Raw genomic sequence first — 14,606 nt, 5'->3', positions numbered from 1 at the left:
ATTAGGGGTTGTAGGCCCAAAAAAGGTCCCATAGCCTGCAGATTGATGCCACTTCGGCGCGGGCCCGGTGCCGCTTTCGGCGGTGCGGCCGAGCCGGGGTTCCGCAGTTCGCTGGAGAAAAGGCTGGTGGCACTGACATGGCCGACGAGGAGACGCTGCGCGAGCACCTCAGGTGGGTCACGACCAACCTGCACCAGACGCGCCAGCGGCTGCAGGCGGTCGAGGACGCCGAGCAGGAGCCGATCGCGATCGTCGGCATGGGGTGCCGGCTGCCCGGGGGCGTCCGGTCGCCGCAGGACCTGTGGGACCTGGTCGCCGCGGGCACCGACGCCGTCACCGGCTTCCCGGAGAACCGCGGCTGGGACCTCGACGCGCTCCGCGACCCCGACCCCGACCGGCCCGGCACCTCGCACACCGCGTCCGGCGGGTTCCTGCACGACGTCGCCGACTTCGACGCCGGGTTCTTCGGCATCTCCCCGCGCGAGGCCCTCGCCATGGACGCCCAGCAGCGGCTGCTGCTGGAGACGACCTGGGAGGCGATCGAACGCGCGCGCATCGACCCGGCTTCGCTGGCCGGCTCGGAGACCGGCGTCTTCGTCGGCAACACCGGCCAGGACTACGCGAACCTCATGCGCGGCGCCGGGGACGGCGTCGAAGGGCACCTGCTGACCGGCACCGCCACCGCCGTCGTCTCCGGGCGGCTCGCCTACTTCCTCGGCCTCGCCGGTGCCGCCGTCACGGTCGACACCGCGTGCTCGTCTTCGCTCGTCGCGCTGCACTGGGCGTGCCACGCCCTCCGCCGCCGCGAGTGCTCGCTCGCCCTCGCCGGCGGGGTGACCGTGCTGTCCACCCCGGCGGCGTTCGTCGCGTTCAGCCGCCAGCGCGGCCTGGCCGCCGACGGCCGCTGCAAGTCCTTCGCCGAGGCCGCCGACGGCACCGGCTGGGGCGAGGGCGCCGGCATGCTGGTGCTGGAGCGCCTGTCGGACGCGCGGCGCAACGGCCACCCCGTCCTCGCGGTCGTCCGCGGCTCGGCGATCAACCAGGACGGCGCCTCCAATGGCCTGACCGCGCCCAACGGTCCCGCGCAGGAACGCGTGATCACCGAGGCGCTGGCGAGCGCGCGGCTGTCGGCGAAGCAGGTCGACGCGGTCGAGGCGCACGGCACCGGCACCACCCTCGGCGACCCGATCGAGGCGCAGGCCCTGCTGGCCACCTACGGCCGCGCCCGCACCGGCGACGACCCGCTGTACCTCGGCTCGCTGAAGTCGAACGTCGGCCACACGCAGGGCGCCGCGGGTGTCGCCGGCGTGATCAAGATGGTCATGGCGATGCGGAACGGCGTCCTCCCGCGGACGCTGCACGTCGACGCCCCGACCTCGCACGTCGACTGGGCCTCCGGCGGCGTCCGGCTGCTCGCCGAGGCCCGGCCGTGGCCGGAGACCGGCGAGCCGCGCCGCGCGGGCGTGTCCGCCTTCGGGATGAGCGGCACCAACGCGCACGCGATCCTCGAAGCCGCCCCGGACGCCGAGGAGCCCGAAGCCGCGGCCGCGACCGGGCCGGTGCCGTGGGTCCTGTCCGCGCGGACGGCCGAGGCGTTGCGGGCGCAGGCCGCCGCGCTGGCGGCGCACGACCACACCGGCCCGGCCGACACCGGGCTGTCCCTGGTCACGACCCGTACGGCGTTCCCGCACCGCGCGGTCGTCGTCGGCGACCTCGCCGGGGTCTCGCCGCGCTCGCGGCGGGCGCTCCCGCGGCGAACGTCGTCACCGGGGAAGCCGGTGCGCCGGGCAAGGTGGCGCTGGTCTTCCCCGGGCAGGGTTCGCAGTGGGCCGGGATGGCCCTCGAACTCGCCGAGTCCTCGCCGGTGTTCGCCGCCCGCCTCGACGACTGCGGGACGGCCCTGGAGTCCTTTGTGGACTGGCGGCTGCGTGACGTGCTGGCCGACGCGGAGGCGCTGACCCGGGTCGACGTCGTCCAGCCCGCGTTGTTCGCGGTGATGGTGTCCCTGGCCGAGCTGTGGCGGTCGTTCGGTGTGGTGCCGGACGCGGTGGTGGGGCACTCGCAGGGCGAGATCGCCGCCGCCGTGGTCGCGGGTGCGCTGTCCCTTGAGGACGGTGCTCGCGTGGTCGCGTTGCGCAGCAGGGCGATCCTGGCGCTGGCCGGTGGTGGCGGCATGGTTTCCGTCGCCGCCGCCCTCGAAACCGTGGAACAGCGGCTGATCGAGGGTGTTTCGGTCGCCGCCGTCAACGGCCCGGCGGCCGTCGTGGTCTCCGGTGTGCCGGACGCCCTGGACGAGTTCATGGCGGCCTGCCGCGCGGACGACATCCGCGCCAAGCGGGTCCCGGTGGACTACGCCTCGCACTCGCCGCAGGTGGAGCAACTCCGCGAAGAGCTGCGAGCGGTCCTGGCCCCGATCAGCCCTCGCGAAGGTGGGATCGCGTTCATCTCGACGGTGACGGGGGAGTGGAACGAGCGGGTCGACGCCGAGTACTGGTACACCAACCTGCGCAGCACCGTTCGCCTGGACACCGCGGTGGCGCGGCTCAAGAGCGAGGGTTTCGGCACGTTCATCGAAGCCTCGCCGCACCCGGTGCTGACCATGGCGCTCGGCGAAGACGTCATCGCGCTGGGCTCGCTCAGGCGTGACGACGGTGGCCTGACCCGCTTCCACGCCGCACTCGCCGAAGCACACGTCCGCGGCGTCGACGTCGACTGGACCCCGGCCTTCGCCGGTGCCCGCACGACCGACCTCCCGACCTACGCCTTCCAGCGCGAACGCTTCTGGCCCGACGTCGTCGCCGACCCCGGCGACGCGGGCGCCCTCGGCCTCAGCGCCACCGGGCACCCGCTGCTCGGCGCCGCCGTGGCGCTGGCCGCCGGCGACGGTCTCGTCCTCACCGGCCGCGTCTCCCCGCAGGCCCAGCCGTGGCTCGCCGACCACGCCGTGCACGGCACGATCCTGCTGCCCGGCACCGCTTTCGTCGAACTCGCCGTGCAGGCAGGCGACCGCGCCGGCTGCGGCACGGTCGAGGAGCTCACCCTCGAAAGCCCGCTCACCCTGGGCGAGCGCGACACCCGCGCGCTGCAGGTCTGGGTCGGCGCGGCCGACGAGACCGGCCGGCGCGCCGTCGAGGTGCACTCGCGGCGCGACGAGGACGACCCCTGGACCCGGCACGCCGCCGGCGTCCTCGCCCCCGGCGCCCCCGAAGCCGGGTTCACCCTGGACTCCTGGCCGCCCGAGGGCGCGGCCAGGATCGACCTCGACGGGTTCTACGACGGCCTTCGCGCGGCAGCGGGCTACGGCTACGGACCCACGTTCCAAGGCCTGCGGTCGGCGTGGCGCCGCGGTGACGAGATCTTCGCCGAGGTCGAACTGCCCGGCACGCCGGACACGGCCCGGTTCGGCCTCCACCCGGCCCTGCTGGACAGCGCCTTGCACCCGCTCGCCCTGATGTCCACAGGGGACGGACAGGCTCGGCTCCCGTTCGCCTGGACGCGGTTCGCCCTGCACGCCACCGGGGCCGCCGCGCTCCGCGTCCGGCTGACCCGGCTCGGCACCGACGAGATCACGGTCGAGGTCGCCGACCCGGCCGGAGCCCCGGTCGCGTCGGCCGAGTCGCTGGCCTTCCGCCCGCTGCCCGCCGGTGGCCTCGACCGGTCCGCCGACGACCTGTACGTCGTGGACTGGACCGAAACCGCGGAAGCCGCCGGCACCGACGCCGTCTTCGAGCCCCTCACCGGTGCGCCGGTCCACCACGTGCTCGGCCGCGTCCAGGACTGGCTCACCACCGAGCGCGCCGAAGTCCTCGTGTTCGTCACCGGCGGCGCGGTCGCGGTCCGCGACGGTGAAGCGCCCGATCCGGACCTCGCCGCCGCGTGGGGCCTGGTGCGCTCGGCGCAGTCGGAGCACCCGGGCCGGTTCGCGCTGCTCGACACCGACGACCCGGACCACCCGATCGTCCCGCCCGAGCCGCAGGCCGCCGTCCGCGACGGCCGCGTGTTCGTACCCCGGCTCGCCCGCGCCGCCGCCACCGGCGAGACGCCGGACTGGGGCGACGGCGACGTGCTGGTGACCGGCGCTTCGGGCGTGCTCGGCGGGTTCGTCGCCCGGCACCTCGCCCGGGAGCACGGCGTCCGGCGGCTGGTGCTGCTCAGCCGCCGCGGTGCCGAGGCGCCCGGCGCCGCCGACCTCGCCGCCGACCTCGCCGCCGCGGGCACCGAAGCCGTCTTCGCCGCCTGTGACGCGGCGGACCGCGACCGGCTGGCCGAAGTGCTTGCCTCACACCGGGTTTCCGCCGTCGTGCACGCCGCCGGTGTCCTCGACGACGGCGTCGTCGAGGCCCTGACCCCGGACCGGCTGGACGCGGTCCTGCGCCCGAAGGCCGTCGCCGCCCGCAACCTCGACGAGCTGACCGGCGACCTCGCCGCGTTCGTGCTCTTCTCCGCCGCCGCGGGCACCACCGGCGGCAGCGGGCAGGGCAACTACGCCGCCGCCAACGCCTACCTCGACGCCCTCGCCCAGCGGCGCCGCGCGGCCGGGCGGCCCGCCGTCTCGCTCGCCTGGGGCCTGTGGGCCGAGGCCAGCGGCATGACCGGGCACCTCGACGACCGCGCGCGGGACCGGCTCGGCCGCTCCGGCGTGCGCCCGCTCGAGACCGCGCACGGCCTCGCGTTGTTCGACCGCGCCGTCGTCGCGGGCCCGGCCGCGCTGGTCCCGATCGCGCTCGACGCCGCCGCGCTGCGCCGTCAGGCCGCCGACGGCACCGTCTCCCCGCTGTTCCGCGGGCTCTTCCCGCCGGTGCGACGGACCGCCGCGGCCGGCGGCCACGCACTGGTGGAACTCACCGAGGAAAGCCTGGTCGAGCTGGTCCGCACGCACGTGGCGGCGGTGCTCGGGCACGCGTCGGCGCAGGCGGTCGACCCGGGCCGGGCGTTCAAGGACCTCGGGTTCGACTCGCTGACCGCGGTCGACCTCCGCAACCGCCTCGCCGCGGCCACCGGCCTGCGGCTGCCCGCGACCCTGGTGTTCGACCACCCGACCCCGGCGGTGCTCGCCGCCCACCTCGCCGGGCGGACGAACCGCACCGCGGTCACGCGCACGGCCGGCGCCGACGAGCCGATCGCGATCGTCGCGATGAGCTGCCGCTACCCCGGCGGGGTCGCCTCCCCGGACGACCTCTGGCAGCTCGTCGCCGAGGGCCGCGACGCCGTTTCGGTGTTCCCCGCGGACCGCGGCTGGCCGGTCGCCGACCTCTTCGACGACGACCCCGCGCACGGCGGCACGTCCTACGCCCGCGAAGGCGGGTTCCTCTACGACGCCGCCGACTTCGACGCCGAGTTCTTCGGCATGTCCCCGCGTGAGGCGACCGCCACCGACCCGCAGCAGCGGCTGCTGCTGGAGATCGCGTGGGAGGCGTTCGAGCGCGCCGGCATCGTGCCGGACTCGGTGCGCGGCAGCCGGACCGGCGTGTTCGCCGGCGTGATGTACCAGGACTACGCGACGCGGCTGTCGAACGTCCGAAGTGGACTGGAAGGTTACGAGGGCTACCTCGGCAACGGCAGCGCCGGCAGCGTCGCCTCGGGCCGGATCGCGTACGCGTTCGGCCTCGAAGGCCCGGCGATCACCGTGGACACGGCCTGCTCGTCGTCCCTGGTGGCGCTGCACCTGGCGTGCCAGTCGCTGCGCCAGGGCGAATGCGACCTGGCGCTGGCCGGTGGGGTCGCCGTCCTGTCGACGCCCGCGCTGTTCGTCGAGTTCAGCCGCCAGCGCGGCCTCGCGGCGGACGGGCGCTGCAAGTCCTTCGCCGACGCCGCCGACGGCACCGGCTGGGGCGAAGGCGCGGGTCTGCTGCTGGTGGAGCGGCTTTCGGACGCCCGGCGCAACGGCCACCCCGTGCTCGCGGTCGTCCGCGGCTCGGCCGTCAACCAGGACGGCGCGTCCAACGGCCTCACCGCGCCCAACGGCCCGGCCCAGCAGCGGGTGATCCGCCAGGCGCTGGCGAACGCCGGCCTGACGACGTCCGATGTGGACGCGGTCGAAGCGCACGGTACCGGCACCACCCTCGGTGACCCGATCGAGGCGCAGGCGCTGCTGGAGACGTACGGCCAGGACCGCCCGGCGCCGCTGTGGCTGGGCTCGCTCAAGTCGAACATCGGCCACACGCAGGCCGCCGCGGGGGTCGGCGGCGTCATCAAGATGGTGATGGCGATGCGGCACGGCGTGCTGCCGCGGACCCTGCACGTCGACGCGCCTTCGTCCCACGTGGACTGGACGGCCGGGTCGGTGGAACTGCTGACGGAGCCCCGCGAGTGGACCGCCGACCGGCCGCTGCGCGCGGCGGTGTCGTCGTTCGGGGTGAGCGGCACGAACGCCCACGCGATCTTGGAGGCCCCGGAGCACCCCAATGTGGCGTTGGTTGCGTCCAACGCACCGAACGCCACATTGGGTGCGCTGGACGCACCGAACGCCACATTGGGGCGCTTGGGGCCGGTGGTTCCGTGGGTGCTCTCCGGGCGGACGGCGGGGGCGCTGCGGGCGCAGGCCGCCGCGCTGCTCGGCCGGGGAGATCTGCCGGCCGCGCCGGTCGGGGCCGCGCTGGTGTCGGCGCGGTCGCTGTTCCGGCACCGGGCGGTCGTGGTCGGTGCCGACCTCGCCGGGGGCCTCGCGGCGCTCGCGGAGGGTGCACCCGCCGCGAACGTGGTCGTGGGGGAGGCCGGTACGCCGGGCAAGGTGGCGCTGGTCTTCCCGGGCCAGGGTGCGCAGTGGGCCGGGATGGCTCTCGAACTCGCTGAGTCCTCGCCGGTGTTCGCCGCCCGCCTGGACGGCTGCGGCGCCGCGCTGGAGTCCTTTGTGGACTGGCAGCTGCGGGACGTGCTGGCCGACGCGGAGGCGCTGGCCCGGGTCGATGTGGTGCAGCCCGCGTTGTTCGCGGTGATGGTGTCGCTGGCGGAGCTGTGGCGCTCGTTCGGCGTGGTGCCGGACGCGGTGGTCGGTCATTCGCAGGGTGAGATCGCCGCCGCCGTGGTTTCGGGTGCGCTGTCCCTTGAGGACGGTGCCCGGGTGGTGGCGTTGCGCAGCAAGGCAATCCTGGCACTGGCCGGTGGCGGCGGGATGGTCTCCGTCGCGGCGGGCCGGGAAGCCGTCGAGGCACGGCTGATCGACGGCGTCTCGGTCGCGGCGGTGAACGGTCCCGCGGCGGTGGTGGTTTCCGGTGTGCCGCGGGCTCTCGACGAGTTCATGGCCGCCTGCCGCGCGGACGACATCCGGGTCAAGCGGGTCCCGGTGGACTACGCGTCCCACTCGCCGCAGGTCGAGCAGCTGCGCGACGAACTCCTCGAGGTGCTGGCCCCGATCACCCCGCGCGCGGGCGAGACGGCCTTCATCTCCACGGTCACGGGCGAGTGGATCGACGGGACGAGTCTCGACGCGGAGTACTGGTACACCAACCTGCGCGGCACCGTCCGCCTCGACACCGCGGTGGAACGGCTGAAGAGCGAGGGATTCGGCACCTTCGTCGAGGCCTCGCCGCACCCCGTCCTGACGATGGCGCTCGGCGAAGACGTCGTCGCGCTGGGAAGCCTCCGCCGCGACGACGGCGGCCTGAACCGGTTCCACACCGCGCTCGCCGAAGCGCACGTCAACGGGGTCCGGGTCGACTGGACCCCGGCCTTCCCCGACGCGGTCCCCGCCGACCTGCCGACCTACGCCTTCCAGCGCGAGCGGTACTGGCTCGACGTCCCCGAAGCCGAGCCGGTCCACGCCGACCCCGCGGACCAGCGGTTCTGGGAGGTCGTCGGCGACCAGGACGTCCCGGCGTTCGCGGGTGTCCTCGACCTCGCCGAGGACGCCCCGCTCGACGCCGTCCTGCCCGCGCTGGCCAGGTGGCGCAGCCGCCGCCACGACGAGACCACCACGGACTCCTGGCGCTACCGCATCGCCTGGCGTCCCGTCACGACGTCGCCGGCCCGCCTCACCGGCCGCTGGCGAGTAGTCGGCGACGGCGACGACGTCCGTGACCTCCTCGCCGCCCACGGCGCGGAAATCGTCGAGGACGACGAGAACCTGACCGGCGTGGTGGCCCTCCGGCCCGACGCCGCGACCGCCCTCGAGCTGACCCGCGCCGACGCGCCGCTGTGGCTCCTCACCGAAGGGGCCGTGGCGACCGGGCCGGACGACGTTCCCGACCCCGCGCAGGCCCAGGTGTGGGGCCTCGGCCGGATCGCCGGGCTCGAACACCCCACCCGCTGGGGTGGCCTGGTCGACCTGCCGCCGACCGTCGACGAGACCACCGGCGCCCGGCTGGCCGCCGTGCTGGCCGGGACCACCGGCGAAGACCAGGTGGCGCTGCGCGCTTCCGGGGTGTTCGCGCGGCGGCTGGTCCACGCCGGGACCGGCGAGCCGGCGAACCGCTGGCGGCCCGAGGGCACGGTGCTCGTCACCGACGCCGACGGGTACGCGGCCGTCCGGCTCGCGCGCTGGCTGATCACGCGGGGTGCCACCAAGATCGTGCTCGCCGCGGCCGCACTGCCCGGCGTGGAGACCCTGCGCGGCGCCGAAGTGGTCGAGGCGTACTGCGACGTCGCCGACCGCGACCAGCTGGCCGCGGTGCTCGAAGCCCACGGGCCGGTCCGGTCGGTGTTCCACACCGCCGCCGTCACCGACCTGGCCCCGCTCGCCGAGACCGGACCGGAGCTGCTGGAGCGCGCCTGCCGCGTGAAGGCCGGCGCGGCCGACCACCTCGACGCGCTCCTGCCCGGCGACCTCGACGCGTTCGTGCTGTTCTCGTCCATCGCCGCGGTCGTCGGCAGTGGCGCCCACGGTGCCTACGCGGCGGCCAACGCGCACCTCGACGCGCTCGCCGAGAAGCGCCGGGCCCGCGGGGCGAAGGCGACCTCGATCGCTTGGGGCGTCTGGGACGCCGACGAAGGCGTCGACCGGGCCCGCCTGGTCGCCGAGGGCGTGCCGCCGCTCGATCCCGAGCTGGCGCTGACCGCGCTCGGCCGGGCCCTCGACCACGACGACACGACCGTCGTCATCGCCGACGTCGAATGGGCGCGGTTCGCCCCCGCGTTCGCCGCCGCCGGGCCGCGGCCGCTGCTCGCCGAGATTCCGGCAGCCGCCGAAGAAACGCCGGTCCGGACCTCCGGGTTCGCGGCGCGGCTCGCCGGCTTGGACCCGGCCGAAGCCCACCGCGTGCTGACCGACCTGGTCCGCGCGCAGGCCGCCGCCGTGCTCGGGCACGCGAGCCCGGCCGGGGTCGACGTCGAACGCGCCTTCTCCGAACTCGGCTTCGACTCGCTGACGGCGGTCGAGCTCCGCACCCGGCTCGCCACCGCGACCGGGCTGCGGCTGCCCGCGACCCTCGTGTTCGACCACCCGACGGTCACCGTCCTCGCCGGCTACCTCGGCGAACTGCTCGGCAGCCGGGAGACGGCCGCCGAAGCCACCGCGAGGATCGCCGCCGACGAACCGATCGCGATCGTCGGCATCGGCTGCCGGTTCCCCGGTGACGTCCGCTCGCCCGAAGACCTCTGGCGACTGGTCGCGGCGGGCGGCGACGGCATCACGCCGTTCCCCGACGACCGCGGCTGGGACCTCGAAGAGATCTACGACCCCGAACCCGGCGCCAGTGGCAAGAGCTACGCCCGCGAAGGCGGTTTCCTCGCCGACACCACGCGGTTCGACCCCGGCTTCTTCGGCATCTCGCCGCGGGAAGCCCTCGCCATGGACCCGCAGCAGCGGCTGCTGCTGCAGACGTCCTGGGAGGCCTTCGAACGCGCCGGGCTCGACCCGCTTTCCGTGCGGGGCGAACGGATCGGCGTGTTCGCCGGCACCAACGGCCAGGACTACCCGGCGCTGCTGGAGCGTTCGACCGAACAGCTGGAAGGCCACGCGGGCGTCGGCAACGCCGCCAGCGTCGTCTCCGGGCGCCTGTCGTACGTGTTCGGGCTGGAAGGTCCCTCGCTCACGGTGGACACGGCGTGTTCGTCGTCGCTGGTGGCGTTGCACCTGGCGGTGCAGGCGCTGCGGCGCGGCGAGTGCTCGATGGCACTGGCCGGCGGCGCGACGGTGATGGCGACCCCGGGCATGTTCGTCGACTTCAGCCTCCAGCGCGGCCTCGCCGCCGACGGCCGCAGCAAGGCGTTCGCCGAGGCCGCCGACGGCGCCGGGTTCTCCGAGGGCGCGGGCATGCTGCTGGTGCAGCGGCTGTCGGACGCCCGGCGCGAAGGCCGCCGGGTGCTGGCCGTGGTGCGCGGTTCGGCGGTGAACTCCGACGGCGCGTCGAACGGCTTGACCGCCCCGAACGGTCCTTCGCAGCAGCGGGTCATCCGCGCGGCCCTCGCGGACGCGGGACTCGCCCCGTCCGAAGTGGACGCCGTGGAAGCGCACGGCACCGGCACGACCCTCGGCGACCCGATCGAGGCGCAGGCCCTGCTCGCGACCTACGGCCAGGACCGCGACGAGCCGCTGTGGCTGGGTTCGGTGAAGTCGAACCTCGGGCACACGCAGGCCGCCGCGGGGGTCGCCGGGATCATCAAGATGGTCATGGCGATGCGCACCGGCGTGCTGCCGCAGACGTTGCACGTGGACGCGCCTTCGTCCCATGTGGACTGGACGTCCGGTGCGGTCGAGCTGCTGACGGAGTCCCGGGAATGGGCTTCCGGCCGGCCCCGGCGGGCGGGTGTTTCGTCGTTCGGCATCTCGGGCACCAACGCGCACACGATCCTGGAGCAGGCGCCGGACGTCGTCGCCGAGGAGCGCGCGCCGGTCTCCGGCCCGGTGCCGTGGGTGCTGGCCGGCCGCACCGAAGCCGCGTTGCGTGACCAGGCCGCCGCCCTCGCCTCGATCGACGGCGACCCGGCGGACATCGGGTTCTCCCTGGCGACCGCTCGTTCGCGGTTCCCGCACCGCGCGGTGGTGCTCGGCGCCGGCGCGCTGACCGCGGTCGCGGCGGGCACTCCCGCGGCGACCGCGGTCACCGGGATCGCCGGAACGCCCGGCAAGGTGGCCCTGGTCTTCCCGGGCCAGGGCTCGCAGTGGCCGGGGATGGCGCTCGAACTGGCCGAGTCGTCGCCGGTGTTCGCGGCTCGCCTCGACGAGTGCGCTGCCGCCCTGGACTCCTTTGTGGACTGGCGGCTGCGTGACGTGCTGGCCGACGCGGAGGCGCTGACCCGGGTCGACGTCGTCCAGCCCGCGTTGTTCGCGGTGATGGTGTCCCTGGCCGAGCTGTGGCGGTCGTTCGGTGTGGTGCCGGACGCGGTGGTGGGGCACTCGCAGGGCGAGATCGCCGCCGCCGTGGTCGCGGGTGCGCTGTCCCTTGAGGACGGTGCCCGGGTGGTCGCGTTGCGCAGCAGGGCGATCCTCGCCCTCGCCGGTCGTGGCGGGATGGTCTCCGTCGCGTCGAGCCGGGAAGCCGTCGAGGAGCGGTTGACCGAGGGCCTGTCGATCGCGGCGGTCAACGGCCCGGCCGCGGTGGTGGTGTCCGGTGCGCCCGATGCCTTGGCCGAGCTGATCGCGTCCTGCGCGGCCGACGGCGTCCGCGCCAAGCGGGTGCCGGTGGACTACGCGTCGCATTCGGCGCAGGTCGAACAGTTGCGGGACGAACTCCTCGACGTGCTGGCGCCGATCACCCCCCGCCGCGGGGAGATCGCCTTCCTCTCGACGGTGACGGGCGAGTGGAACGAAGACGCCGACGCCGGGTACTGGTACCGGAACCTGCGAAACCCGGTCCGGCTGGACACCGCGGTCGAGCAGCTCAAGAGCGAAGGCTTCGGCACGTTCATCGAAGCCTCGCCGCACCCGGTGCTCACCATGGCGCTCGGCGACGACGTCGTCGCGCTGGGCTCGCTGAGGCGGGACGACGGCGGCCTGACCCGCTTCTACACCGCCCTCGCCGAAGCGCACGTCACCGGCGTGCGGGTCGACTGGACCCCGGCGTTCCCCGGCGCCCGGCTCACCGACCTGCCCACCTACCCCTTCCAGCAGGACCGGTACTGGCCACAGTGGACCGCCGTGACCGCGGGCGACGCCGGCGGGCTCGGCCTCACCGACGCCGGGCACCCGCTGCTCGGGGCGGCCGTGACCGTCGCGGGCACCGGCGCCACCCTGCTCACCGGCCGGCTTTCGCCGAGCACCCACCCGTGGCTCGCCGACCACGCGGTCGGCGACACCGTGCTGCTGCCGGGCACCGCGTTCGTCGAGCTCGCCGTGCGGGCCGGCGACCAGGTCGGCTGCGCCACCGTCGAAGAGCTGACCCTGCAGGCACCGCTGGTCCTGCCTCGCCGCGGCGGCGTCGCCGTCCAGGCCCGGGTCGAAGCCGCCGACGAGCACGGCCGCCGCACGGTGACCGTCCACTCGCGACCGAACGACGACGCCGACTGGACCCAGCACGCCGAAGGCGTCCTCGCGGCCGGCGCCGAGCCGGGCACGACCCTCACCGCGTGGCCGCCGGCCGGCGCGGAACCCCTGCCGGTCGACGGCCACTACGACACCCTCGCCGGCCACGGCTACCGCTACGGCCCGGCGTTCCAGGGCCTGCGCGCGGCCTGGCGGCACGGCGACGACCTCTACGCCGAGGTCGCGCTGCCCGACGAGCAGCGCGCCGAAGCGGCCCGCTACGGCCTGCACCCGGCCCTGCTCGACGCGGCCCTGCACCCGATCGGCCTGACCAGCGCCCAGGCCGGCGCCCGGCTGCCGTTCGCGTGGACCGGCGTCCGGCTGTACGCGACCGGGGCGACCACCCTGCGCGTCCGGCTCGGTGCGCTCGGCGCCGACGGCGTCTCGGTCGCCGTCGCCGACGAGAGCGGCGCCCCGGTCGCCGAGGCGGAATCCCTGGTCATGCGGCCGATTTCGGCCGGGCAGCTGGCCGCCGCCGCGGACCACGGCACCGACTCCCTGTTCACCCTGGCCTGGCAGCGCGTGGACACCGAGCCCGCCGCCCCGGCCGTCCCGCTCGGGGAGCCCGGCCCGGTGGCCTACACCGAATGCCGTGGCGACGTGACCGCGGAAGTTCTCGCGACCCTGCAGGACTTCCTGGACGGCGAGCCGGACACGCGGCTGGTGCTGGTCACCGAGTCGGCCGTGGGGGAGGCACCCGCCGATCCCGAAGCGGCCGCCGTCTGGGGCCTGGTCCGCTCCGCGCAGTCGGAGCACCCCGGCCGGTTCGTCCTGCTGGACGTCGACACCGCGGAGAACCCCGCCACCTGGGCCGGCGTGGCCGCCGCGTCCGGCGAGCCGCAGCTGGCCCTGCGCGGCGGCGAATTCCACGTGCCACGGCTGGCGCGGGCGACCCCGCCGCCGGAGGAGCACACCTGGAACCCGGACGGGACCGTCCTCGTCACCGGCGCGAGCGGCGTGCTCGGCGGCCTGCTCGCCCGGCACCTGGTGACCGTCCACGGCGTCCGGCACCTGCTGCTGCTCAGCCGCAGCGCACCGGCCGCCGCCGAAGAGCTGGCCGGCGCGTCGGTGACCGTGCTCGCCTGCGACGTCGCCGACCGCGCCGCCCTCGAAAGCGCGCTCGCGACCATCCCCGCCGAGCACCCGCTGACCGCGGTGGTGCACGCCGCCGGTGCGCTGGACGACGGCGTCCTCGAAGCGCTGACGCCGGAGCGGCTCGACACCGTGCTGCGGCCCAAGGCCGTGGCCGCCCGGCACCTGCACGAGCTGACCGCGCACCTGGACCTCGACGCGTTCGTCCTCTTCTCCTCCTTCGCGACGACGATGGGCGGCGCGGGCCAGGCCGGCTACTCCGCGGCCAACGCCTACCTCGACGCCCTCGCCCAGCACCGGCGGGGGAAGGGCTTGCCCGCGACTTCGCTCGCGTGGGGCCTGTGGGAGGCCCGCAGCGGCCTGACCGCACACCTCGGCGACGACGACGTGTCGCGGCTGGGCCGGTCCGGCGTCCGCGCGCTGCCGACCGACCGCGCGCTGCGGCTGTTCGACCTCGCCGTGAGCACGGGCGAGCCGCTGCTGATGCCGGTCGCGCTGGACCTCGCCGCCTGGCGGGCCCGGGCCGAAGTTCCGGCGCTGCTGCGCGGGCTGGTCCGAACCTCTTCGCGGCGGGCCGTGCGCGACGGCGTCCCGGCCGGGCCGGGGCTGGCCGAACGGCTGGCGGGCCTGCCGGAAGCCGAGCAGCTCCGCGTGGTCGACGAGGTGGTGCGCGCCCAGGTGGCGGCCGTGCTCGGCTACGCGTCGGGCAACGCCGTCGAGGCCGGGCGCGGGTTCCTCGACCTCGGCTTCGACTCGCTCACCGCGCTGGAGCTGCGCAACCGGCTCAACGCGGTGACCGGGCTGCGGCTGCCCGCGACGTTGATCTTCGACTACCCGAACCCGGACGCGCTCACCAAGCACCTGTGCGCCGAACTGCCCGCGGGCGGGGCGAAAGCCGCGCTGCCCGTGCACGCGGAACTCGACCGGCTGGCCGCGGTGCTCGCCGCGACCGAACCCGGCGCGGGCGAGCGCGACCTGATCACCGAGCGCCTGCGCGGGCTGCTGGCCCGCTGGACCGCGACCGACGACCGCCGGGACGAGCCCGGCACGGAACTGGCCGACGCCACCGCCGAGGAGATCTTCGACCTCCTCGACGACGAACTGGGGATGTCCTGAA

Annotated in this window: 1 protein-coding gene and 1 pseudogene; both read left to right on the top strand. The window is 75.2% G+C overall.

Annotation, left to right across the window (positions count from 1 at the left end):
* Window positions 1-137: 137 nt before the first annotated feature.
* Window positions 138-1,643, top strand: a pseudogene (locus tag AB5J73_RS46860) (type I polyketide synthase); the annotation flags it as partial.
* Window positions 1,644-1,792: 149 nt separating this feature from the next.
* Window positions 1,793-14,605, top strand: coding sequence for an SDR family NAD(P)-dependent oxidoreductase (locus AB5J73_RS46855; protein WP_370966483.1), 12,813 nt, complete (start codon window positions 1,793-1,795; stop codon window positions 14,603-14,605).
* Window position 14,606: the final 1 nt, after the last annotated feature.

This window comes from Amycolatopsis sp. cg9 (assembly GCF_041346945.1).
GTDB lineage: Bacteria > Actinomycetota > Actinomycetes > Mycobacteriales > Pseudonocardiaceae > Amycolatopsis.
This window is presented reverse-complemented; position numbering and strand designations above follow the sequence as displayed.